A 24,846-nucleotide genomic window follows, 5' to 3' on the forward strand; every position below is an offset into this window, starting at 1 on the left:
CGATAAGAGAGGAGTTTATCTCAGAATGGGACAAGAGAAACATGTCTTCACCATAGACTGGGCTGGACGTCAACTGACAGTTGAAACTGGCCAGCTTGCAAAGCAAGCAAACGGAGCGGTCCTCGTACGCTACGGAGATACGGCTGTGCTTAGCTCAGCAACAGCTTCTAAAGAACCAAAACCACTTGATTTCTTCCCGCTCACTGTGAACTACGAAGAAAGACTATACGCAGTAGGTAAAATTCCTGGCGGCTTCATTAAAAGAGAAGGCCGTCCAAGTGAAAAGGCGATCCTTGCCAGCCGCTTAATTGACAGACCAATTCGTCCGCTGTTTGCAGATGGATTTAGAAACGAAGTACAAGTCATTAGTATCGTCATGAGTGTGGATCAAGATTGCTCATCTGAAATGGCTGCAATGTTTGGCTCATCTTTAGCTTTATGTGTGTCTGACATTCCATTTGAGGGACCAATCGCCGGCGTTACAGTAGGACGAGTGGATGGAAAGCTGATTATTAACCCGAATGTGGAGCAGCTTGAACAAAGTGACATCAATCTTGTGGTTGCCGGAACAAAAGATGCGATCAACATGGTAGAAGCTGGTGCTGATGAAGTACCGGAAGAAACAATGCTTGAAGCGATCATGTACGGTCACCAAGAGATCAAACGCTTAATCGAATTCCAAGAAGAAATTGTGAAGGCAGTCGGTAAGGAAAAAATCGATATTCCTTTATATGAAGTAGATCAAACGTTAGCAGACGAAGTAAAAGCACTTGCTGAAGCTGACCTGCTGAAAGCGATTCAAGTACATGAGAAGCATGCGCGTGAGGATGCAATCAGTGCTGTGAAAAAAGCTGTAGTTGAGAAGTTTGAAGCAGAAGAACGTGACGAAGCAACGATTAAACAAGCGAAAGATGTATTAAACAAGCTTGTCAAAAACGAAGTTCGCCGTCTGATCACTGAAGAGAAAGTACGTCCAGATGGACGCGGCGTAGATCAAATCCGTCCACTTTCTTCAGAAGTAGGACTTCTGCCAAGAACGCACGGTTCAGGCCTATTTACAAGAGGACAAACACAGGCGCTCAGTATTTGTACATTAGGTGCACTTGGTGATGTGCAAATTCTTGATGGTTTAGGTGTTGAAGAATCAAAACGCTTCATGCACCATTACAACTTCCCGCAATTCAGTGTTGGCGAGACAGGTCCAATGCGTGGTCCAGGCCGTCGTGAGATCGGACATGGTGCACTAGGTGAACGTGCACTAGAACCAGTCATTCCATCCGAAAAAGATTTCCCTTATACGGTTCGCCTCGTTTCAGAGGTATTAGAATCTAACGGATCTACTTCACAAGCAAGTATTTGCGCAAGCACACTTGCGATGATGGATGCCGGTGTTCCAATTAAAGCACCAGTTGCAGGGATTGCAATGGGACTTGTGAAATCTGGTGAATACTACACAGTGCTGACAGACATTCAAGGAATGGAAGATGCACTTGGAGATATGGACTTTAAAGTTGCAGGTACATCAAAAGGTGTAACAGCCCTTCAAATGGACATCAAAATCGATGGTCTATCAAAAGACATCTTAGAAGAGGCTCTTCAACAAGCGAAAAAAGGAAGAATGGAAATTTTAGACAGTATGCTGTCAACAATTCCTGCTTCTAGAGGAGAATTGTCTCGTTATGCACCTAAAATCTTAACGATGACAATCAATCCGGATAAAATTCGCGATGTCATTGGACCAAGCGGTAAACAAATCAATAAAATCATTGAAGATACCGGTGTGAAAATCGATATTGAACAAGATGGTACAATCTTTATTTCTTCTACAGAAGAAGATATGAACCAAAAAGCGAAGAAAATTATTGAAGATCTTGTGAGAGAAGTTGAAGTAGGACAGCTTTACTTAGGTAAAGTCAAACGCATTGAAAAATTCGGTGCCTTCCTTGAAATCTTCAGTGGAAAAGATGGACTTGTTCATATTTCTGAGCTTGCGCTTGAGCGTGTGGGCAAAGTAGAAGATGTCGTGAAACTTGGCGATGAATTACTTGTCAAAGTCACTGAAATCGATAAACAAGGCCGTGTGAACCTTTCTCGGAAAGCTGTTTTACGTGAAGAGAAGGAAAAAGAAGAAAAGCAGTCTTAATGAGATCAAATAAAATGTGTTAGAAGCCAGGTATCCGTGCCAGGCTTCTTTCTTTTCTTGCGCTAACAATAGTTCTAGCTTGTTTCTCCCCATCATAATTTGTGATATAGGGGAGGGACAACCATTGAAAAAAACGTTACCATTCATTGTGTTTGTATTTTTACTGCTCGTGTCTTATCAAACGATGAAGCAGCCGGCTGCTGTTACATATATTGAATCAATGAAAGAGCATGCCGAGGTTGCATCTGTGTCAAAAGATATTTTATATCAGGAGATTGAATCGAAGTCTTCTGACTATGAAGTAAAGGCGCAAAATGCTAAGATTGATAAAGTGTGGAAAAAGATGCCTGGCTTAAATGGACAGACAGTTGATATCGATGCCTCTTATGAAAAAATGAAGAAACAGGGGTCATTCGATGAAAAGCTGCTTGTTTTCAATGAAACAAAACCATCTACTCATTTACATGAGCTTGGGGCAGAGCCCATTTATAAGGGACATCCAGATAAAAAAATGAATGCATTCCTCATCAACGTAGCTTGGGGTGATGAGCATTTAATCAACATGTTAAAGACGCTGGAAAAGCATCAAGTCAAGGCGACCTTTTTCTTAGAAGGCAAATGGGTGAAAAAAAGCACAGAGCTTGCTAAAAAAATCGCGGCAGATGGTCATGAAATTGGAAATCATTCATACAATCACCCAGATATGCGCACACTGACAAGAGAACGAGCATTAGAGCAGATAACGAAAACAAATCGCCAAATTGAAGAATCCCTTGGGAAGAAACCAAAATGGTTTGCGCCTCCAAGCGGCAGCTTTAAAGAAGAAACAGTCAAGCTTGCCAAACAAGAAGGCATGGAAACCATTATGTGGACAGTAGACACCATCGACTGGCAAAAACCATCCCCGGCTATTTTACAAAAGCGGGTGCTTGGGAAAATTCACAATGGGGCGATGATATTAATGCATCCAACAGATGCAACAGCGAAAAGTCTTGACGCACTTATCACTCAAATTAAAGAAAGAGGATATGAATTAGGGACGGTTTCTGACCTCCTAAGTGAAAAAAGACATCCGTGATGCGATCTGTTTGTTGAATAGGAGGAGCAAAACTTGGTCAAAACGTATACATGCCAAAACGGAGTAAGAATTGTACTCGAAAACAATCCTACTGTAAGGTCTGTCGCAATTGGCGTCTGGATTGGAACAGGCTCTAGACATGAGACACCTGAAATTAATGGAATCTCACACTTTTTAGAGCATATGTTCTTTAAAGGAACAAAGACAAGATCTGCACGTGATATCGCAGAATCCTTTGACCGCATTGGTGGTCAGGTGAATGCCTTTACATCAAAAGAATACACTTGCTACTATGCGAAGGTGCTTGATTCACATGCTGGCTACGCCCTCGATGTATTAAGCGACATGTTCTTTCACTCAGCTTTTGATGAAGAAGAGCTGAAAAAAGAAAAAAATGTGGTGTACGAAGAAATTAAAATGTATGAGGATACTCCTGATGACATCGTTCATGATTTATTAAGCAAAGCCATTTATGGTGATCATTCATTAGGATATCCGATTTTAGGAACAGAGGAAACACTCTCAACCTTTAACGGAGACTCACTTAGAAAATACATGGATGAATTCTATACCCCGGACCGCGTCGTGATCTCAGTTGCAGGGAACGTAGATGAGACCTTTATTCGCGAGGTTGAAAAGCTGTTCGGTTCTTATGAAGGAAAAGGGAAAAAGCAGCCTGTAGAAGCTCCAGCATTTCATTATGGCAAGCTCACACGCAAAAAGGAAACGGAACAAGCGCACCTATGCCTGGGCTTTAATGGCCTTCCAGCTGGAGATAAGGGCATCTATGACTTAATCGTCTTAAATAATGTTCTTGGCGGAAGCATGAGCAGCCGATTATTCCAAGATGTAAGAGAGGACAAAGGACTTGCTTATTCCGTCTTCAGCTATCACAGTTCATTTGCAGATAATGGAATGCTGACGATTTATGGCGGAACTGGAGCGAAACAGCTAAACCTGCTCTCTGAGACCATCTTACAAACATTAGACGTCTTAAAACGTGAGGGAATCACGCAGAAAGAACTAGAGAACTCTAAGGAGCAAATGAAAGGCAACCTTATGCTCAGCCTTGAAAGCACAAACAGCAAAATGAGCCGAAACGGTAAAAATGAACTGCTCCTTGGCAAACATCGGACACTCGATGAAATTATTGATGAAATCAACAGCGTCACATTAGACGGCGTGAATAACTTATCTAAACGCATTTTTACAGAAGATTATGCGCTCTCGCTTATTAGTCCGACGGGTGATCAGCCATCATAATGTAAACAACACGGCAGACTCAAAAAAGTCTGCCGTTTTATTGTAGGTAAAGAAGAAAGGGGTTCTGCTTTCATGAAACATGAAAAGCTGAAACAGCTCTCTCCACTTCTGACACAAGCTATTTCTTTCCAAGCCATGACATCTGGTTTTTCGGGAGATCGCACCTTTTTGGTTACAATATCATCTAGTGAAAAGCTGGTGCTTAAGTTATCAGACATTCAAACGTATTCGCGCTATAAAAGAAAAGCATTATTTCAGCGGAATTTAAAAGATCGAGGGGTTCTTTGTTCTGAAGTGATTGAGATTGGAATGAGTGCTGAACTAAACTGTACCTATCGTATTTTCTCCTTTATCGAAGGCGAGAATGCTAGAGACTCCATCCATCTACTTACAAATGAAGAGCAGTATGAAATCGGGAGGCGGGCAGCGCGAGAGCTAAGTTTGATGCATACATGCCGTGCACCTTCTCATGTTCGTCCGTGGGATGAGAAAGTCATGGCAAAACATGAACGGTATGTACATGCCTATCAATCAAGTGGCGTGACGTTTTCCAATGATCAGTTTGTATTAGATTTTATCAAGTCGCATGTTGATGCGGTAAAAGAGAGGCCTAACCAGTTCCAGCATGATGATTTTCATTTAGGGAATATCATCATACAAGGTAATCAATATGCCGGTGTGATTGATTTCGATCAATCCGACTGGGGCGACCCGGTTCATGACTTTTATAAATTGTCCTTATTTAGTCGAGAAAGCAGCATTCCGTTCTCAGCTGGACAACTGGATCAATACGTGAGTACGCAGTCAACAAACGATTTTTGGCTTCTTTTTTCCATCTATACAGCAATGAGCTGCTTTTCATCTATCATCTGGACGCTTTCCTATGATCCGCGACATGTAAAAGACATGGTGAAACGAGTGGAGAGAATGCTAAAAGATCATAATTGCTTTCATCAACTTAAGCCTGTTTGGTATACCAACTCACATCATACATAACTTGAAAAGAGCAGGACGGTCTATTTCTTCCTTTTGCTGCATATATGATACGGAAGGGAAGTGATGCGATTTTGAGGCTGAGTGAACTGTCAGGAAAAGAGATCGTCGATATTAAAAGAGCGGAGCGGCTTGGCGTGCTTGGACAAACCGACCTTGAAATCAATGAACAGGACGGTCAAATTACAGCACTCATTATACCTTCCGTGAAGTGGTTTGGCTTTCGAAAACAAGGAAATGACATCCGCGTCCCGTGGAATCACATTCAAAAAATAGGATCAGATATGATCATTCTCGATGTGCCTGAAGAACTTCAGCTGCACGGAGAAAAAGAGCACCCGCAATAATGGGTGCTCTTTTTCTTTTCTCTCTCTGATTTGTTCACAGGCTGAATCCTCTCCTCATATGCTGAAAGGGAGATTCAGAAAATATTACAGACTTTTTTAAATAAAGAAGGTGAACGGTCAGTATGTTGAGCGGTTTAACGGTTGCGGTGATCGGGGGAGATGCAAGGCAGCTTGAAATTATTCGCAAGTTGTCACAGCAGCATGCCAAAGTATTTTTGGTTGGATTTGACCAGCTGGATCATGGATTTATCGGTGCTGAAAAGCTGAAAATGTCTGAACTTCCATTCGAACAAGTAGACAGTATGATCCTGCCAGTATCTGGGACAACGGATGAAGGCGCTGTTGCTACAGTTTTTTCAAACGAGCAGGTTTTGCTGGAAGCTAAATATTTAGAAAGAACCCCTGCCCATTGTATCTTGTACTCAGGTATTTCAAATACGTACTTAGACAATCTGGCAAAGCAGGTGAACCGGAAGCTTGTGAAGCTGTTTGAGCGAGATGATATTGCCATATATAACTCTATTCCAACAGTTGAAGGAATTATCATGATGGCCATTCAGCAAACGGACTATACGATTCACGGGTCTCATGTCGCTGTTCTCGGACTTGGAAGAACAGGACTCACCATTGCCCGCACATTTCGGGCACTAGGGGCAGACGTAAAAGTAGGGGCGGCAGACACAGCACATTTAGCGCGGGCATTTGAGATGGGGCTTAATCCATTTTCAATGGACCAGTTAAAAGAGGAAGTAACGGATGTTGATATTATCATCAATACCATTCCAAGTCTTGTATTAGATTCATCTGTCATCGTCAGCATGACACCAAAGACACTCATTTTGGATATCGCCTCACGCCCAGGCGGAACAGACTTTGACTTTGCACAAAAGCACGGAGTGAAGGCACTTCTTGCACCAGGACTCCCGGGGATTGTTGCACCAAAAACAGCAGGACAAATCATTGCAAAAGTGCTTTCCGGGCTTTTATGTGAACTTGCGGAGGAAAAAAGGGGGATGGAATCATGACAACATTAAAAGGGAAAAGAATCGGCTTTGGTTTAACAGGTTCCCACTGTACGTATGAAGCTGTTTTTCCGCAAATCGAAGCGCTTGTAAAAGAAGGGGCAGAGGTGCGTCCAGTGGTGTCGTACACGGTGCAGAGCACGAATACGAGATTTGGAGATGGAGCCGAGTGGATCGACCGGATTGAGAAGCTGACTGGTTTTCAAGCGATTGACTCAATCGTGAAAGCAGAGCCGCTCGGGCCTAAGCTGCCGCTTGATTGTATGGTTATTGCTCCTCTAACTGGTAACTCGATGGCGAAATTTGCAAATGCCATGACAGACAGTCCTGTTTTAATGGCTGCTAAAGCAACCATACGGAATCATCGACCTGTCGTTTTAGGTATCTCAACAAATGATGCGTTAGGTTTAAATGGTACAAATCTGATGAGGCTGATGTCGACAAAGAATATTTTCTTTATTCCGTTTGGTCAGGATGATCCATTCAAAAAACCGACCTCTATGGTCGCGAACATGGATCTGCTATCTCAAACAGTAGAAGAGGCACTCCAGCATAGACAAATTCAACCAATTTTAATTGGACCAAACGAATAATAGATTCACTAGAAAATCAAGAAAGATTCAAAAAAGATGCTTCAAGCCTTGCTTTTCTATGGTAAAATAAAATGTAAAAAGTCATAGGATGGCCATCCGAAAGAAAAGAATCATGGATGGGTCGGAAGGAGTTTTACTGATGGGAAGAGGATTGCATGTAGCTGTAGTTGGAGCGACTGGAGCTGTCGGTCAACAAATGTTAAAAACACTAGCTGACAGAGATTTTGAAATGGATACACTTACTCTACTATCCTCAAAACGTTCTGCTGGAACAAAAGTGACATTCAGAGGTCAAGAGTACACTGTTCAGGAAGCAACACCTGAAAGCTTTGAAGGAGTGAACATCGCATTATTCAGTGCTGGAGGAAATGTTTCTAAAGCGCTGGCTCCTGAAGCAGTCAAACGAGGTGCGATTGTTGTTGACAACACAAGTGCTTTTCGTATGGACGAAAACATCCCTCTTGTCGTACCAGAGGTAAACGAAAAAGATTTGCATGATCATCAAGGGATCATTGCAAACCCTAACTGTTCAACGATTCAAATGGTAGCGGCATTAGAACCGCTTCGTCAGGCATATGGAATGAAAAAAGTCATTGTCTCTACGTATCAAGCAGTATCAGGTGCGGGACATGAAGCCATTGACGAACTATACAGCCAATCACAAGCCATTTTAAATAAAGAGGATGTAACACCAGAAGTCATGCCTTATCAAATTGCATTTAATGCGATCCCGCAAATTGATAAATTCCAAGACAACGGTTATACATTCGAAGAAATGAAAATGATCAATGAAACGAAAAAAATCATGCATATGCCTGAGCTGGAAGTAGCGGCAACATGCGTAAGGCTTCCAATTGAAACAGGTCATTCAGAATCTGTCTACGTCGAACTAGAATCAAATGATGCAACAGTGGAAGACCTCAAATCAATTCTAAAAGATGCACCAGGAATTACGCTGCAAGATGATCCGTCTCAGCAAATTTATCCAATGCCTGCAGATGCTGTTGGGAAAAACGACGTATTTGTCGGCCGCATTCGGAAAGATTTGGACCGTCCAAACGGGTTCCATATGTGGATTGTATCTGATAACCTGCTTAAAGGCGCTGCATGGAACTCAGTTCAAATTGCAGAAAGCTTAAAAGCATTAAAATTAGTTTAACATTCAATGGATGATGAGGACGAACAGAAGAGAGTTAGGCATCTTTCGCCTGCTCTCTTCTGTTACGTCAGAATGAACTTGGAGTGAAAACAGTGAAAATAATTGTCCAAAAATTTGGCGGTACATCTGTCAAAGATGATCAAGGTAGAAAAAGGGCACTTGCACATATCTTATCTGCAAAAGAGAAAGGCTATAAGTCGGTTGTTGTCGTTTCTGCAATGGGACGAAAAGGCGATCCCTATGCGACAGATACGCTGCTCGGTCTGCTTTACGGCAGCGCGCAGCATATGACAAACAGAGAAAAAGACTTACTTGTTTCCTGCGGGGAGAATATCTCAGCTGTTGTGTTTTCAAGTATGCTGAATGAAAACGGTCTAAAGGCTGTAGCGATGACTGGAGCTCAGGCGGGCTTTGTGACAGATAAGGAGCATACAAGTGCGAAAATTATTGACATGAAGTGCGAACGTCTGGAAGCAGCACTGTCTGAACATGATGTTGTCGTTGTCGCTGGGTTCCAGGGAGCCGCGAAAAATGGAGACGTGACAACAATCGGACGAGGTGGCAGTGATACGTCCGCAGCAGCTTTAGGCGCTGCATTGCAGGCAGACTTTATTGATATTTTTACAGATGTAGAAGGCGTTATGACAGCAGATCCCCGCATTGTTGAAAATGCAAAACCGCTGAGAGTCGTGACATATACGGAAATTTGCAACCTCGCATATCAAGGGGCAAAAGTCATTCACCCGCGAGCTGTTGAAATTGCGATGCAGGCAAAAGTACCAATGAGGGTGCGTTCAACATACTCTGATGATGAGGGCACACTCGTTACATCACATTACTCCGATAAAATGAGCCATGATGTGTATGACCGCCTCATTACGGGTATTGCACATGTCAATGATGTGACACAAATCAAAGTCCCTGCAAAAGAAGGTCAGTACAGCGTACAAACAGAGGTCTTCAAAGCAATGGCAAACGCACAAATCAGTGTCGACTTCTTCAACATCACACCGAGTGAAATTGTGTATACAGTGACAGGTGCAATGACTGAAAAGGCAACGTCGATCCTAAAAGAACTTGGCTATACACCAATTGTGACAACAAATTGTGCGAAAGTATCAGCTGTTGGCGCAGGCATTATGGGTGTACCAGGTGTCACATCGAAAATTGTAACGGCTCTATCCGAGCAAAACATTCCGATTTTACAATCGGCTGACAGTCATACGACCATTTGGGTGTTAGTGAACGAAGAAAACATGAGAGCGGCTGTCAATGCCCTGCATGAAGTGTTTGAACTTTCAAGATAAATGTGATTGAATCATGATGAGGTGAAAAAAATGAATTTCGGAAATATCGCAACAGCTATGATTACACCTTTTGATAAAAAGGGCAACATCGATTTCCAAAAGCTATCAATTCTCATTGATTACTTGTTAAAAAACGGCAGTGACTCCTTAGTCGTTGCAGGGACAACAGGCGAATCGCCAACTTTATCGAATGAAGAAAAAGTCGCTCTTTTTCAGCAATCGGTCAAATTAGCAAATGGTCGTTGTAAAATCATTGCAGGAACAGGCAGTAATAATACAAATGCGTCTATCAAACTAACGAAAAAAGCAGAAGAAGCGGGCGTTGATGCAGTGATGCTTGTCGTACCTTATTACAACAAGCCATCACAGGAAGGCATGTATGCACACTTTAAAGCCATTGCCGAGTCTACATCTCTTCCTGTCATGCTTTACAATGTACCAGGAAGAACGGCAGCTTCATTAGCACCAGAAACAACGATTAAGCTTGCGCAAATACCTAACATTGTTGCCATTAAAGAAGCAAGCGGCGATCTTGATGCTATGACAAAAATCATTGCAGAGACGCCAGAAGATTTCGACGTATATTCAGGGGACGACAGCTTAACACTTCCAGCTGTATCTGTTGGTGCAAAAGGAGTTGTCTCGGTTGCGTCTCATATCGTAGGACTGGATATGCAGCAAATGCTGAAAAGCTATGCTTCAGGCCAAACAGCGAATGCAGCATTGATCCATCAAAAGCTGCTTCCAATCATGAAACAGCTTTTCTCAGCACCAAATCCAACGCCTGTCAAAACAGCCCTTCAGCTGAAAGGACTAGACGTCGGATCTGTTCGTCTTCCGCTTTTGCCTTTGTCAGAAGAAGAGAGACTGGATTTAAGCAGCGTTTTAAACAGCTGATCAAAACAAAAGATTTCGTAAGCGGTCATTCTCAGATGTCCCTGAGTATGACCGTTTTTTATACATAAACACTTTCTTAAAATGTGACTTCATCTTGTTTTCTAAAATTAGATTCAGTTATAATAGCATTAAGCGATGATGGACGGGCTTGAGACTAGGAGGATAAGAATTTTGAAAAAGAAAAATACAGAGAACGTAAGAATTATTGCACTCGGAGGCGTTGGAGAAATCGGAAAAAACCTATATGTCATTGAGATTGATTCGGACATATATGTAGTAGATGCAGGTTTAATGCATCCAGAAAATGAAATGCTGGGCATTGACGTCGTCATTCCTGATATCTCTTATTTAACAGAGCGTGCTGATCGGGTGAAAGCAATTTTTCTTACCCACGGACATGATGAAGCAATCGGAGGCGTATTCCATTGCTTGAGCAAATTGTCTGTACCAGTCTACGGAACGAAGCTGACCCTTGCGTTACTTCGAGAAAAATTAAAGCAGTATGGCTTCAATCAAAAAGCTGATTTGCGTGAGGTACATGCAAAATCAGTCATTACTTTTGAAACAACAAAAGTATCGTTCTTTAGAACGAATCACAGCATTCCTGATTCAGTTGGGATCAGCTTCAAAACCTCTCTTGGTTCAATCGTATGCACAGGTGATTTTAAATTTGATCAAACCCCAGCGCTTAACCAAGCCTGTGACATCGGAGAGATTGCGAAAATTGGGAACAACGGCGTTTTAGCACTACTTTCAGACAGTGCAAATGCTGAAAAACCAGGCTATACACCTTCTGAGGCGCTCGTCCAAGACGAAATCTCAAATGCGATGTACAATGCTGAAAATCGTGTGATTGTTGCTGTGTCTTCATCTAATATTAACCGCGTGCAGCAAATCATTAATGCAACAAATCAAAATGGCCGTAAGCTTGCAGTTGCAGGGAAAAATATGATGACAACCCTACAGCTGGCGATCAAGCTTGGTTATGTTACAGCAGACGAAGAATTATTTGTACCCGTTCAAGAAGTGAAGAAAATGGCGAAAAACGACGTAGTTATTCTGACCGCTGGAAGCCACGGAGAGCCGCTTGCTGCTTTAACAAAAATGGCGAAGCAAAATCACAAACAGCTTCATATTGAAAAAGATGATACAGTTGTGATTGCATCTACACCTCTTCCTGGACAAGAACTCACATATTCTAAAACAGTGGATTTCCTTACAAGAAGCGGAGCACAAGTCATTTTTGCGCAAAAACGTGTACATGTATCTGGACATGGCTGCCAAGAAGAGTTAAAGCTAATGCTGAACTTACTAAAACCGAAGTATTTAATTCCGGTGAATGGCGAATATCGTATGCAAAAAGCACACTCTCGTATTGCTGAAGAAGTAGGCATGAAACGCAGTGACATTTTCTTGATTGATAAAGGCGATGTTGTTGAGTTTAGAGGACAGAATGTCAAAATCGGTGAAAAAGTTCACCAAGGAAACATTTTGATCGATGGTCTTGGCGTTGGTGATATCGGAAACATCGTGTTACGCGATAGACGTCTATTGTCTCAAGACGGCATCTTGATTGTTGTCATTACGCTCGATAAGCAAAAGAAACAATTAATTTCTGGACCTGAAATCATCACAAGAGGATTTGTCTATGTAAGAGAATCCGAAGAGCTGATTGTGAAAGCAACAGAAATGGTCAAAGGGATTGTCAAAGAGCAAACGGAAAACTCAATTGTTGAATGGTCAACATTGAAACAATCCATGCGCGATGTGCTAAATCAATTCCTATATGAAAAAACAAAACGTAAGCCGATGATCATTCCAATTATTATGGAAGTGTGATGAGAAAAGCCCAAAGAGTATAAGCTCTTTGGGCTTTAGATTGTTGACAAAGTGCTAAAATGAACTTCATTTTAGCACTTTGTCTTCTTTTTAGCGTGATAGAAAACCTTTGCAGTCTAGAAAGGACGAGCACCGGAGCGGAGCGAATTTGACATTCGTGAGCACCGAAGCGTAGGACTGCGGGCGAATGCGAGGGTTTGTCTACACGCTAAGCCCAAGGAGTATAAGCTCTTTGGGCTTTTTTGATGTGGCATGAGGAATGCGGATGGAATATGCCCTATTTGTTCATAATAGGAGAAGAGTTTGAGGAAAGGATGGAGACAAATGGACGAAAAGAATGAACAGCAGCCTGAGCGAAAGCCAGAAGAAAAAGACAGTATTATGAGCAAAATACAGCAGCTTGGTGAAACAGCCGTTCCGCAGCTGCCGCAAGATACAAATATCCATTGCCTCACCATTATTGGACAAATTGAAGGCCATATGCAGCTTCCACCGCAAAATAAAACAACCAAATACGAACATGTCATTCCACAAATCGTAGCCGTTGAACAAAACCCTAAAATAGAAGGTCTTCTGATCATCTTAAATACAGTAGGAGGAGATGTTGAAGCGGGACTTGCGATTGCAGAAATGCTTGCTTCTTTATCAAAGCCAACTGTCTCGATTGTGCTTGGCGGCGGCCACTCCATAGGTGTCCCGATTGCTGTATCGTGTGACTATTCGTATATTGCAGAAACAGCTACGATGACCATTCATCCTGTGCGTTTAACAGGTCTTGTGATTGGCGTTCCGCAAACCTTTGAATACTTAGATAAAATGCAGGAAAGAGTCATTAACTTTGTCACAAGCCACTCCAACATTACAGAAGAGAAGTTTAAAGAGCTTATGTTCTCAAAAGGCAATTTGACGAGAGACATCGGAACAAATGTCGTTGGTCATGAGGCAGCAGAATACGGACTCATGAATGAAGTGGGCGGTGTAGGACAAGCGATTAAAAAGTTGAACGAACTTATCGGAGACAGGGCATCTCAAAACGAGGGGCTGATCCAATGATTTTATATACGCCTATGCCATATGAAGCCATTTACGCTGAGGAACAGGGAGAACGCAAACTCCAGCAGGTAAACATTCAAGGTGTGCCAGTGATGGTTGAAATGAAAGAAGATGAAGCAGAAATCGTTCAAGTCATGAGCACCAATCCAATGGATTTTCTCAATCAAGAGCTTGCACCAGGCAAGCGATTGAAGTTACATTTAGGCACCAATCAAACCGACTCATATGAATGATTCTATGCTATAATAAAGGGAAAACTTACAACAAGATGCAGCCAAAACCAGGCTGCTTTCTTTCTGATCTTTCGGTAGGTTATATTTTCTTTCGTAGTAAGGTGATGAGTATGGCTAAAAAGAGAAAACGGAAAACGAGAAAAAAACAAAATAAACAGCTAAAACTGAAATATGAATTAAATGGGTTAGTCTGTATTGCCATAGCGATCATTGCCATTTTACAGCTGGGCGTTGTTGGACAAACCTTTGTACATCTATTCCGATTCTTTGCAGGTGAATGGTTCATTCTCTGCCTTATCGGATTATTTCTTTTTGGTGTGACGATTTTCTGGAAAAAACAAATCCCAGATATTTTAACAAGAAGAAAAGCAGGTCTCTACTGCATCATTGCGAGCATCTTGCTTTTGTCACATGTGAAGCTCTTTCAGCATCTTTCATCTGCTGGTGTCATTGGCTCTCAAAGTGTGATTAGAAATACATTTGAGCTTTTCTTGATGGATATGAAAGGTGAAACAGGATCGCCTGATTTAGGGGGCGGCATGATCGGCGCCGTCTTGTTTGCTGCTTCTTATTTCTTATTTGCACAAGCAGGCTCGCAAATCATGGCGATTGTTCTGATGCTGATTGGAATTGTCCTGATTACAAACCGATCCCTTCAGGAAATGGTGAAAAAAGTGACGATTCCTCTATCACAATTTATGGTGAAGCAGTGGAAAGCGTTTGTTGAAGATATGAAAGGAATCAGGCAGGCGAAAAAGAGCGCGTCCTCTCAGAAAACAGGTGAAAAGAAAAAACGTTCACGCATTCAAGAAGAAGACGAGGATGATCTGATCTTGATCGAAGAGGAAACACCGTCTTCTGATAATAGCCAGCCGATTATTTCAAGCTTTGCAGATAGAGATGACATTCTCACCCCGACGGTTCAAAAAAAGCAGGCGGCAAAAGAGACAGCGCCTCTTCAGGACTCTGTGCAAAGTGCACCAGTTCAATCAGATACAGCCGATGAACCAAAAGAGGCACCGCCGATGACATTTACAGAACTTGAAAACAAAGATTACGAATTGCCGTCACTTGATATTTTGGCAGAGCCCCAGCATTCAGGTCAGCAAACAGATAAGAAAAATATTTATGAAAATGCCAGAAAGCTTGAAAAAACATTTCAAAGCTTTGGTGTGAAAGCAAAAGTCACACAGGTTCATTTAGGTCCAGCTGTGACCAAATATGAAGTATATCCAGATGTTGGCGTGAAGGTCAGCAAAATCGTCAATCTAAGTGATGATTTAGCCCTTGCCCTTGCAGCAAAGGATATTCGAATTGAGGCTCCGATTCCTGGCAAATCAGCCATCGGCATCGAAGTTCCGAATGCAGAAATTGCTATGGTTTCATTAAAAGAGGTATTAGAATCGAAGCAAAATGACCGTCCAAATGCCAAGCTCCTCATTGGACTCGGCCGTAATATCTCGGGTGAAGCCGTGCTTGCTGAAATGAACAAAATGCCGCATTTGCTTGTAGCAGGTTCGACTGGAAGCGGAAAAAGTGTGTGTATCAATGGTATTATCACAAGCATTCTCATGAGAGCGAAGCCTCATGAAGTGAAAATGATGATGATTGATCCGAAAATGGTTGAATTAAATGTGTATAACGGTATTCCGCACCTTTTGGCTCCTGTCGTAACAGACCCTAAGAAAGCATCGCAGGCACTGAAAAAAGTAGTCAGCGAAATGGAACGCCGCTATGAATTGTTTTCGCATACGGGGACAAGAAATATTGAAGGATACAATGATTACATTAAACGGATGAATCAAACAGAAGATGCTAAACAGCCAGAGCTTCCTTATATTGTTGTCATAGTAGACGAGCTTGCAGATTTAATGATGGTCGCTTCCTCTGATGTGGAGGATTCCATTACAAGACTTTCTCAAATGGCTCGTGCTGCGGGAATTCATTTGATTATCGCCACACAAAGACCTTCTGTCGATGTCATTACAGGTGTCATTAAGGCCAACATCCCGTCCCGCATTGCCTTTAGCGTATCCTCTCAAACCGATTCAAGGACGATCCTTGATATGGGAGGCGCAGAAAAGCTTCTGGGCAGAGGGGACATGCTGTTTTTACCTGTTGGTGCAAACAAGCCGGTTCGTGTGCAAGGCGCCTTTTTATCAGATGAAGAAGTGGAGCATGTTGTGGATCACGTGATCACACAGCAAAAAGCTCAATACCAAGAGGAAATGATTCCGAGCGAAGAAACGCAGGATCAGCTTGCGGCTGTGGAAGATGATCTGTATGATGAAGCAGTTGAATTGATTATCGGCATGCAGACGGCTTCTGTTTCTATGCTGCAAAGAAGATTCCGCATCGGTTATACCCGGGCGGCACGTCTCATTGACGCAATGGAAGAGCGGGGCGTGGTAGGCCCATATGAAGGAAGTAAACCGAGAGAAGTTCTTCTCTCAAAAGAACAATATGACGAGCTCTCTTCATAATTGAAGAGAGCTTTCCTGAAAAAATAGTAAACGATAGTATGATTATGTTAACTGGATGTCAGACTATTTATTTATTTGCAAAAACATGATATAGTTATGTTCAACTTATCTCGGAATAGAGATTTCTCATCTTATCATTTGCATTGATTAGACGGAGGGAAAACATGTCGACCAAAACAGACAATCGCCATTTATATTTGAAAGTGATTGACCGTATTAAAGAAGATATTCAAACAGGTGTATATGCCGAAAAAGAAAAGCTGCCTTCTGAGTTTGAGCTCTCAAAACTTTTAGGTGTGAGCAGAGCGACACTGCGTGAGGCCCTTCGTATATTAGAAGAAGAAAAGTATTTAATTAGAAGGCATGGGGTAGGGACTTTCGTCAATTCAAGACCGCTTTTTTCGACAGGCATAGAACAGCTGACAAGTGTCACGAAAATGATTGAGCAGGTCAATATGACGCCTGGCACCATCTTTTTATCCTCGCAAGAAGGGGAGCCAACAGAGAATGATGTCATTCGTTTTCAGTGTGATAAATCTGATGGGATTTTTTCAATGGAACGCGTTCGAACGGCAGATGGGCAGCCAGTTGTTTATTGTTTAGATAAAATTCCGGTCAAACATCTTCCCGCTTCTTTTACACATGAAGAAGAGTCTCTTTTTGAGCTGTTTGGAAGAGAACCGCACAGCGGGATTAAATATGCAGTTGCTGACATTGAACCAATTGGCTACCACGATCAGGTCTCACCGATTCTAGATTGTGACCCTGAAACGGCGTTATTATTACTGAAACAAATGCACTATGATCAGGATGATCAGCCGGTCTTATACTCCCTCAATTATTTTCGAGCGGATAAATTCAGCTTTCATGTCATACGCAAACGATTTTAACAAGCAGTCGCTTCCATAGGCGTCTGCTTTTTGTTTGCCCATACATAATACTCGTCAAACTTGCCACACTAATACGTAACAGTATATAGAATTGGGTGAATGATGTTGGGCGAGAAAACAGTCAGTAAAAAGAATATCATTGCATTATCATCAGTCCCTCTAATCATGACACTAGGGAACTCGATGTTAATACCAGTATTGCCAGAGATAGAAAAGAAACTCTCGATTACTTCCTTTCAAGTCTCTCTCATTATTACGGTATATTCGGTTGTAGCCATCTTATGTATTCCAATCGCCGGTTACTTATCAGACCGGATTGGGCGGAAAAAGGTACTGCTGCCGTGTCTTTTAATCGCCGGACTTGGAGGAGCTGTGGCAGCAGTCGCCTCAACGATCATGAAAGAACCTTATATGTGGATTCTGTTTGGAAGGGTCCTTCAAGGGATTGGTTCAGCTGGAGCCGCACCTGTCGTTATGCCGTTTATTGGAGATTTGTTTCATGATGATGAAGAGGTCAGTGCAGGACTTGGCGCCATTGAAACCTCTAATACAGCAGGTAAGGTACTAAGCCCTATTATTGGGGCACTTCTTGCTTCATGGTTTTGGTTTGTGCCGTTTTGGTTCATTCCGTTCTTTTCGATCATCAGCTTTCTCATGGTACTGTTCATGGTAGAGTCGTCGAAAAAAGAGGAGGATCCGCCTACATTTAAAGAATTTTTAAAATCAACAAAGACCATTTTTAAGCATGAGGGACGCTGGCTTTATGCCATTTTTGCTATTGGCGGCTTTATTATGTTTCTTCTTTTTGGTGTGCTTTTTTACTTATCCGATAACCTAGAGGCAGCTTATCAAATAAAGGGCGTCAAAAAAGGGCTCCTGCTGAGTATTCCGCTCCTTTTTCTATCAATCAGTTCCTACATTGCTGGAAAAACGATTGGAAAAGAAAAAGGAAAAATGAGAATCTTTTTAATTGTAGGGATGGCTTTGTTATCACTTTCTTATATTTTTTTATGGTGGAATCACAGCTTTTTCGTATTGTTTATCTGTTTAAGCATTGGCGGAGTGGGCATCGGTATTGTCCTGCCTGCACTTGATGCGCTGATTACAGAAGGAATTGAAAAAGAGCAGTGCGGTACCATTACGTCATTTTATAGCAGTATGCGTTTTATCGGTGTTGCGTTAGGACCTCCGATTTTTGCCTATCTAATGGATAAAGGAGACTCCATTGTTTTTATTCTCTCGACCATTTGCAGTCTCATTTCACTATTTTTGGTTCTCTTTTTCATCCAGCCAGATGAAGAGGATGAGAGTGAACAATTAAAAACGGTTTAAATATAGAAAAAAGATGGTATTTTGCCATCTTTTTTCTTTTTTATAAATTGACATGTAAAATTTTGATAGTTAAACTAATGTATAGTAATATCTTTTAAATTATCCCAAATTGGAGGTGTTCAAAAACATTCATTTTCTGTCTTTCTTTAGGCAGAAATTGAGCTCGCGTGCTGATGATGGAGATATGCTTCTTCAACACGAAAGGACAATTGAATAGGTCATCCTGCCATTTGAAGGAGACGCAGTCAGCACTTCAGACACGCTCAAATACAGCAAATTGATTGAAGAAGTAGAAGGAGCTTGAAGCAGCTATGTTGCAAATAATTAAAGCAAGATGGATTGTATTAGTGGTGTGGATGATAACAGCTGTGATTCTGTTTATTACTGCGCCCGATTTAGAGGAATTAACAAGAGAAAAAGGGCAATTAAAGGTTCCGGAGGGGACACCAACAGCTGAGGCACTTCACCTATTGGATAAGCTGTCAGATAAGAACGGGAAAAAAGATACAGGTGTGCTTGTATTCTCCGAACAACATCTGTTCCCTGCGAAAGAGCAGGAATTAAAAAAGGCTTTAGCTGCACTCATGTCAAATGCCCCAGAACTCCACATTGACGGAATTACTTCGTATTTTCATGTAGATCCGGACATTCAAAAACAACTTTTATCAAAGGATAAAAGTACACTTCTTGTTCCATTCAAATTCGACCACTACGAAACAAAAGCTGTGAAGATTAAAGAACAAATTGAGGAAGTTTTAAAGCCCTATCATGTCTCATATGAAATAACGGGTCAAAAGTTTGTGGATTCAGATGTCATTCAAAGCTCTCAACAAGGTCTGAAGAAAACCGAACTTATCACGATGATTTTTATTTTCTTTATTTTAATTATTGTTTTCAGATCGATATTGGCACCTGTTGTTCCGCTCATTACGATAGGCATTTCTTACGCTGTCAGCCGGTGTATTGTGGCTTTTCTCGTAGAATATACACAATTTCCTCTATCTAATTTTACTCAGATTTTTATGGTAGCCATTATGTTCGGTATCGGAACGGATTATTGCATCCTGCTGTTAAGCCGTTTTAAAGAGGAGATCGGTCAAGGCCGTGATGTCAAAGAGTCGATTATCGTCACGTATCAATGTGCAGGGAAAACGGTATTTTTCAGCGGCTTAGCCGTGTTAGTCGGCTTCTCAAGTATTGGATTTGCTAAATTCCAATTGTATCAATCAGCCGTTAGTGTTGCCGTTGGAGTGGGCATTCTGCTGATTGCCCTTGTCACCATCGTTCCCTTTTTTATGTCTGTTTTCGGAAAATCTCTATTCTGGCCATCTAAAAGAGAAAACATTCGGCACCCGCAAAGTAAAATGTGGGAATGGGCTGGGCGTTTTTCATTTAAAAGGCCGCTCATCAGCTTAGGGTTAGTCGCTCTTATTACGGTACCTCCTATTCTGATGTACGACGGCACCCTGTCTTATAACAGTTTAAATGAAATTGGGAATAAGTATGAGTCGGTGTCTGCATTTAATACGATATCAGAGCAATTTGGCTTTGGTGAAGCGCTGCCGCTGAATGTGCTTGTCGAAAATGATGATAAGCTAGATAATCAAGAAAAGATTGTCATGATTGAAAAACTGACTCGTAAATTAAATGACATTGACGAAGTCAAAACAGTCCGCAGTGTCACGCGTCCTGTTGGGGACGGGCTGAGCCAGCTTTATGTCACCTCTCAAGCGAAAGAGCTGGGAGGAGAACTTGGCAAAGGCCATGAAGGAATCGGGAAAATTTCAGATGGCTTGACCGAAACAAACCTCGCTCTTCTCAAACAAAAACCAAAAATTGAAGAATCCGCTCAAGGCATTGACCAGCTGATTGATGGAACAAAAGCAATCAAAAGCGGTGTCGGAGAAGTCAGGGAATCCCTAATCTCTTTAGAAGATGGGGTGAGACGCAGTAAGGAAGGCGTCGGCACCATTCGAAGTAAAATCAAAAAAGCGAAAAAAGAATTAGAGCAAGAATATCGCAGCAGCGAAACGATGATTCAAGAGCTAGAGCGTGTGGTGAATACACTTGAACGCCATGGAAAATCGAATCAGCAGCTGATGACAACCATTAAGAAAGTAAAAGCATCCTATGAAAATCTATCATTTGAAGCACTAGAAAATCGTCTTCCAGAAGTAAAAGACATGGATGAATATAAAGAAATCAAGAAAGTATTCAAAGAAACAAAAGGAATGCTTGATCAAGCAGGGGATCAAATGAGTGTATATGAAGAGGAAGCCGCTCATTTTAAGCAAAAGATCAAGCAGGCAGATCAAGTGATTCAAACCTTATCAAGCAAGCAAAAAGAAGTAAAACGCCAAGTGCAAGCACTCATGGACGGGCTTGATCAAATTTATGACGGCCTTGACCAAACAAATGAGGGCCAAAAACAATTGATTAAAGAAATGCCTAAAATCGAAGATGGTGCAGATCAGCTGACAGAAGGCCAAAAAGCCATCAAAAAAGGATTTAGCCAGCTTTCATCGAAACTTACGTTATTAACAGATGGATTAGATGAAAGTATTGAAGGGCTTGAGCAGGTCAAAAGCGGCTTCACCGAGGCTGACGGCTACTTAAAGCAGCTTCAGCAAGCGCCAGATGAAGAAGTAACGGGCTGGTTTATTCCAGAAGAAGTGCTGAAACGCCAAGAATTTAAGCAAATCTTTCATACGTATATGTCTCCAGATCGTAAATTAACGACTTTTGAAGTCATCTTAAATGTGAATCCATACAGCAATGAAGCGATGAAAGGTGTCGCGAAAATTGAGGAAACCCTTGATCAATATTTACCTGTAAGTGGACTCAAAAATGCCAAATACGGTGTATCTGGTATCTCAAGCTTAAATGTGGACTTAAAAGAAACGTCTGACGGTGACTTTATTCGAACTGTTATCTTCATGTTAATTGGTATTTTTATTATTTTAATTATTTTATTACGGTCAATCGTCATGCCAATATACTTAACACTTTCACTGATTTTAACGTATTTTACATCAATCGGGTTAACAGAATGGATCTTTAAAACATTTTTTGGCTACGATGGTGTCAGCTGGGCTGTTCCATTTTTCAGCTTTGTCATCCTTGTGACGCTCGGGATCGATTATTCCATCTTCCTCATGGATCGTTTTAATGAATGGAAGGGAGAGCATGTACAAGCATCGATGATATCAGCGATGAGAAATATGGGTTCTGTTATTATTTCTGCAGTTGCCATTTTAGCAGGTACGTTCGCTGCTATGCTGCCATCAGGAGTATTATCGCTTGTTGAAATTGCAACAGTCGTACTCATTGGACTTTTATTATATGCTTTTGTTGTATTGCCCCTCTTTATTCCGGTCATGGTTCGTATTTTTGGTAAATGGAATTGGTGGCCGTTTAGAATGAAATAACGACTGGCGTCTCTGCTATGAGCAGAGGCGTTTTTATTTCCTATCCTTTCCTCTGATTGATATAATGTCTATTAAATGGCTGTTTCACGTATATATCAGCCATGTTCTAATACATAATAAATAGGATGAACAAAGGAGGTTTCTCATGACGTACTTACAAGAGAAGACACTGGACACACCCGGTCTTCATACTCATATTGTCAAAACAGAAAAATTTAAAACCGTGACAATCCTTTTTAAAATGCTTGCACCGCTATCCAAAGATGACGTCACCATGCGTTCTCTTTTCCCGCATGTGCTGTTAAGAGGAACAGAAAAGATGCCCAAAACAGGAGCACTGCGTGCCTATTTTGATGAGCTCTATGGAGCAACCGTTTCGGCAGACATGGCAAAAAAAGGTGAGAATCACATCATTACCTTCCGCCTAGAAATGGCGAATGAAAAATATTTAAAGGATCAAACTCCTTTACTAGAAAAAGGGATTGCCTTACTATCCGACCTATTATTCCACCCGTATGTTGAAGATGGGGTGTTTAGTCAATTATATGTGGATCAAGAAAAACGCACTTTAAAACAGCGAATTCAGGCAGTTTATGATGACAAAATGCGTTATTCGAACTTAAGACTCGTGCAGGAAATGTGTAAAGGAGAACCATATGCACTGCACGTCAATGGTGAAATGGAAGACATTGACGCCATCACAGCTCACTCGCTCTTTGCAGCTTATGAGCATGCGCTTCAATCAAACCAGCTTGATCTTTATGTTGTCGGAGATGTTGACGAAGAAGACATCAGCCGAATGGTCTCCCAGTACTTTAAAACAAGTGAAAGAGAACCAGTCAAACAGCAGGCTGAATCAGCAAGACCTCAAAATGAACCAAAAGAAGTCATTGATGAAGAGGACGTGAAACAAGGCAAGCTGAATATCGGCTTTCGTACACATACAACGATTGCAGATAAAGATTATCCGGCGCTGCATTTGTTTAATGGTATATTCGGCGGTTTCTCGCATTCTAAGCTATTCATTAATGTTCGTGAAAAGGCAAGTCTTGCGTACTATGCTGTGTCTAGACTTGAGAGCTTTAAAGGCTTGATGATGGTCATGTCAGGAATTGAAGTCGGCAACTACCAGCAGGCAGTAGACATCATCAAAGAACAATTTGAAGCGATGCAAAAAGGTGATTTTTCAGATGAAGCAATTGATCAAACAAAAGCAGTCGTCAAAAACCAGCTGCTTGAAACGATCGATACGTCTTATGGAACAGCAGAATATTTGTATCAGCATGCCGTTGTGCCAACTGGGGAAACCCTTGATTCCTTTATAGAAGCATTAGACCGAGTGACAAAAGAGGACATCATCAAAGTGGGTCAGAAAATCCAATGGGATACGACCTATTTTCTTAAAGGAACGGAGGGTGCTTCATGACAGTGAAAACAATTCAATTCGATCAGCTGCAAGAAACGGTCTATCACGAAAAAATGGAAAGCGGACTTGACGTCTATGTGCTGCCAAAGCAAGGGTTTAACAAAACCTATGCGACCTTTACAACAAAATATGGCTCTGTCGATAACGAATTTGTGCCGCTTGGAAAAGAAGACATGATTCGAGTGCCTGACGGAATTGCCCATTTCTTAGAGCATAAGCTGTTTGAAAAAGAAGATGGAGACGTGTTTCATACTTTTAGTAAACAAGGAGCATCCGCAAACGCTTTTACAACGTTTACAAGAACGGCTTATTTATTCTCAAGCACCTCAAATGTCGAACAAAACCTTGAGACACTCATTGATTTTGTTCAAGAGCCTTATTTTACTGAAAAAACAGTCGAAAAAGAAAAGGGCATCATTGGCCAAGAGATTAACATGTATGATGACAATCCGGACTGGCGTTTATTCTTTGGTCTGATTGAAAATTTATATCAAGAGCATCCTGTGAGAATAGATATTGCTGGAACAGTAGAGAGCATTGCCCCTATTACAAAAGATCATTTATATGAATGCTATGAAACGTTCTATCACCCGAGCAATATGCTTCTATTCGTTGTCGGGCCTGTTGATCCGAAGCAAATTTTAGATCAAGTCAGAGCGAATCAGGCGAAAAAGCCATTTACAGACCAGCCGGAGATCAAACGAAAAGACATCAATGAGCCTGAAGGTGTATACCGGAAAGAATACGAACTTCCAATGAACGTACAAGGCTCTAAATGTATGTTCGGTTTGAAAACAAAGAATCCGCATAAAAAAGGAAATCAGCTGCTAAAGCATGAGCTTGGGATGAATCTCATTTTAGAGACGCTGTTTGGCAAAAGCTCCTTACAATATGAACAGATGTATGAAAAGGGCTTAATTGATGAAACATTCAGCTACGATTATACCGAAGAAGGCGGTTTTGGCTTCACTTCAGTTGGCGGGGATACAAATGATCCTGATCAACTCGCAAAGGTATTAAAAGAAACCCTTCTTCAAGCAAAAAGCCTCATGACAGAAGAGAAAATTGAGCTTGCACGCAAGAAAAAAATCGGCAGCTTTTTAAAAGCCATGAATTCTCCAGAATATATCGCGAACCAATTTACTCGATATGCATTCTTAGACATGAGCTTATTTGATGTCGTCACAATGCTGGAACAAATTCAATTGACTGATATTCAGCAAATTTTAGATGAAGAAATTGATGAAGAACGGATGTCTGTTTTCAAAGTCGTCCCAAAAACAAAATAAATTTAAAAAGACAAACTCATATCGGCAGAGTTTGTCTTTTTTATGTTCATTGAAAAAGCCGCTATATTTAC

The 24,846-nt window shown here is 41.5% G+C and carries 19 protein-coding genes; all 19 read left to right on the plus strand.

Annotation, left to right across the window (positions count from 1 at the left end; genetic code table 11):
• Positions 1-25 precede the first annotated feature (25 nt).
• The 19 genes from pnp (at position 26) to MHH65_RS08270 (ending at position 24,775) form a co-directional block, all read left to right on the plus strand.
• Positions 26-2,143: a polyribonucleotide nucleotidyltransferase gene (pnp, locus tag MHH65_RS08180; protein WP_024424134.1), complete on the plus strand. Its 2,118-nt coding sequence runs from the start codon at positions 26-28 to the stop codon at positions 2,141-2,143.
• A gap of 124 nt (positions 2,144-2,267) precedes the next feature.
• Entirely contained in the window at positions 2,268-3,221 is a 954-nt protein-coding gene (locus tag MHH65_RS08185) for a polysaccharide deacetylase family protein (protein WP_081124383.1), read from the plus strand.
• A 33-nt stretch (positions 3,222-3,254) separates the two neighbouring features.
• Entirely contained in the window at positions 3,255-4,484 is a 1,230-nt protein-coding gene (locus MHH65_RS08190; RefSeq protein WP_070325836.1) for a pitrilysin family protein, read from the plus strand.
• Positions 4,485-4,556: 72 nt separating this feature from the next.
• Positions 4,557-5,480, plus strand: a complete 924-nt coding sequence (locus MHH65_RS08195) for an aminoglycoside phosphotransferase family protein (protein WP_268414379.1) — start codon at positions 4,557-4,559, stop codon at positions 5,478-5,480.
• A gap of 71 nt (positions 5,481-5,551) precedes the next feature.
• Complete coding sequence (locus MHH65_RS08200; RefSeq protein WP_034281978.1) at positions 5,552-5,824, plus strand: YlmC/YmxH family sporulation protein; 273 nt, start codon at positions 5,552-5,554, stop codon at positions 5,822-5,824.
• A 122-nt stretch (positions 5,825-5,946) separates the two neighbouring features.
• Positions 5,947-6,849, plus strand: a complete 903-nt coding sequence (gene dpaA, locus MHH65_RS08205; protein WP_024424129.1) for a dipicolinic acid synthetase subunit A — start codon at positions 5,947-5,949, stop codon at positions 6,847-6,849.
• Positions 6,846-7,439 carry a dipicolinate synthase subunit B gene (gene dpaB / locus MHH65_RS08210; RefSeq protein ID WP_025092602.1) on the plus strand — a complete coding sequence of 198 codons (594 nt, stop codon included), beginning with the start codon at positions 6,846-6,848 and terminating at the stop codon, positions 7,437-7,439. Before dpaA ends, dpaB begins: the two co-directional genes overlap by 4 nt.
• 139 nt (positions 7,440-7,578) lie before the next feature.
• On the plus strand, positions 7,579-8,598 hold the full coding sequence (gene asd, locus MHH65_RS08215; RefSeq protein WP_024427010.1) for an aspartate-semialdehyde dehydrogenase: 1,020 nt from the start codon (positions 7,579-7,581) through the stop codon (positions 8,596-8,598).
• A 92-nt stretch (positions 8,599-8,690) separates the two neighbouring features.
• On the plus strand, positions 8,691-9,905 hold the full coding sequence (gene dapG, locus MHH65_RS08220; RefSeq protein WP_024427011.1) for an aspartate kinase: 1,215 nt from the start codon (positions 8,691-8,693) through the stop codon (positions 9,903-9,905).
• Between the two features lie 30 nt (positions 9,906-9,935).
• The gene (gene dapA, locus MHH65_RS08225; RefSeq protein WP_024427012.1) at positions 9,936-10,802 is read left to right on the plus strand and encodes a 4-hydroxy-tetrahydrodipicolinate synthase; all 867 of its coding nucleotides are present in this window, start codon (positions 9,936-9,938) and stop codon (positions 10,800-10,802) included.
• Positions 10,803-10,973: 171 nt separating this feature from the next.
• On the plus strand, positions 10,974-12,641 hold the full coding sequence (rnjB, locus tag MHH65_RS08230) for a ribonuclease J2 (RefSeq protein WP_012010007.1): 1,668 nt from the start codon (positions 10,974-10,976) through the stop codon (positions 12,639-12,641).
• 324 nt (positions 12,642-12,965) lie between these two features.
• Entirely contained in the window at positions 12,966-13,694 is a 729-nt protein-coding gene (locus MHH65_RS08235) for a ClpP family protease (protein WP_024424124.1), read from the plus strand.
• A complete protein-coding gene (locus MHH65_RS08240) occupies positions 13,691-13,927 on the plus strand; it encodes a YlzJ-like family protein (RefSeq protein WP_008344712.1) in 237 nt (78 codons plus the stop codon). The genes MHH65_RS08235 and MHH65_RS08240 overlap by 4 nt, the downstream gene beginning before the upstream one ends.
• Before the next feature lie 110 nt (positions 13,928-14,037).
• Entirely contained in the window at positions 14,038-16,410 is a 2,373-nt protein-coding gene (locus MHH65_RS08245; RefSeq protein ID WP_141545648.1) for a DNA translocase FtsK, read from the plus strand.
• A gap of 164 nt (positions 16,411-16,574) precedes the next feature.
• Entirely contained in the window at positions 16,575-17,300 is a 726-nt protein-coding gene (locus MHH65_RS08250; protein WP_024424122.1) for a GntR family transcriptional regulator, read from the plus strand.
• A gap of 99 nt (positions 17,301-17,399) precedes the next feature.
• Entirely contained in the window at positions 17,400-18,632 is a 1,233-nt protein-coding gene (locus tag MHH65_RS08255; protein ID WP_200864930.1) for an MFS transporter, read from the plus strand.
• A gap of 311 nt (positions 18,633-18,943) precedes the next feature.
• Positions 18,944-22,060: an MMPL family transporter gene (locus MHH65_RS08260; protein WP_081124406.1), complete on the plus strand. Its 3,117-nt coding sequence runs from the start codon at positions 18,944-18,946 to the stop codon at positions 22,058-22,060.
• Positions 22,061-22,205: 145 nt separating this feature from the next.
• Positions 22,206-23,486 (plus strand): pitrilysin family protein, encoded by a 1,281-nt coding sequence (locus MHH65_RS08265; protein WP_061109883.1) that lies wholly within the window; start codon positions 22,206-22,208, stop codon positions 23,484-23,486.
• On the plus strand, positions 23,483-24,775 hold the full coding sequence (locus tag MHH65_RS08270; RefSeq protein ID WP_073205222.1) for a pitrilysin family protein: 1,293 nt from the start codon (positions 23,483-23,485) through the stop codon (positions 24,773-24,775). The genes MHH65_RS08265 and MHH65_RS08270 overlap by 4 nt, the downstream gene beginning before the upstream one ends.
• Positions 24,776-24,846 lie beyond the last annotated feature (71 nt).

This window comes from Bacillus sp. FSL L8-0654 (assembly GCF_038629965.1).
Classification (GTDB): domain Bacteria; phylum Bacillota; class Bacilli; order Bacillales; family Bacillaceae; genus Bacillus; species Bacillus safensis.

What these genes read in the sequence shown, in the direction of transcription:
- dpaB (WP_025092602.1), top strand. Translation starts at nt 6,846, where the DNA reads ATGACAACATTAAAAGGGAAAAGAATCGGCTTTGGTTTAACAGGTTCC.
- MHH65_RS08195 (WP_268414379.1), top strand. Translation starts at nt 4,557, where the DNA reads ATGAAACATGAAAAGCTGAAACAGCTCTCTCCACTTCTGACACAAGCT.
- MHH65_RS08235 (WP_024424124.1), top strand. Translation starts at nt 12,966, where the DNA reads ATGGACGAAAAGAATGAACAGCAGCCTGAGCGAAAGCCAGAAGAAAAA.
- MHH65_RS08260 (WP_081124406.1), top strand. Translation starts at nt 18,944, where the DNA reads ATGTTGCAAATAATTAAAGCAAGATGGATTGTATTAGTGGTGTGGATG.
- dpaA (WP_024424129.1), top strand. Translation starts at nt 5,947, where the DNA reads ATGTTGAGCGGTTTAACGGTTGCGGTGATCGGGGGAGATGCAAGGCAG.
- pnp (WP_024424134.1), top strand. Translation starts at nt 26, where the DNA reads ATGGGACAAGAGAAACATGTCTTCACCATAGACTGGGCTGGACGTCAA.
- asd (WP_024427010.1), top strand. Translation starts at nt 7,579, where the DNA reads ATGGGAAGAGGATTGCATGTAGCTGTAGTTGGAGCGACTGGAGCTGTC.
- MHH65_RS08245 (WP_141545648.1), top strand. Translation starts at nt 14,038, where the DNA reads ATGGCTAAAAAGAGAAAACGGAAAACGAGAAAAAAACAAAATAAACAG.
- MHH65_RS08255 (WP_200864930.1), top strand. Translation starts at nt 17,400, where the DNA reads ATGATGTTGGGCGAGAAAACAGTCAGTAAAAAGAATATCATTGCATTA.
- MHH65_RS08250 (WP_024424122.1), top strand. Translation starts at nt 16,575, where the DNA reads ATGTCGACCAAAACAGACAATCGCCATTTATATTTGAAAGTGATTGAC.
- MHH65_RS08270 (WP_073205222.1), top strand. Translation starts at nt 23,483, where the DNA reads ATGACAGTGAAAACAATTCAATTCGATCAGCTGCAAGAAACGGTCTAT.
- MHH65_RS08265 (WP_061109883.1), top strand. Translation starts at nt 22,206, where the DNA reads ATGACGTACTTACAAGAGAAGACACTGGACACACCCGGTCTTCATACT.
- dapA (WP_024427012.1), top strand. Translation starts at nt 9,936, where the DNA reads ATGAATTTCGGAAATATCGCAACAGCTATGATTACACCTTTTGATAAA.
- MHH65_RS08240 (WP_008344712.1), top strand. Translation starts at nt 13,691, where the DNA reads ATGATTTTATATACGCCTATGCCATATGAAGCCATTTACGCTGAGGAA.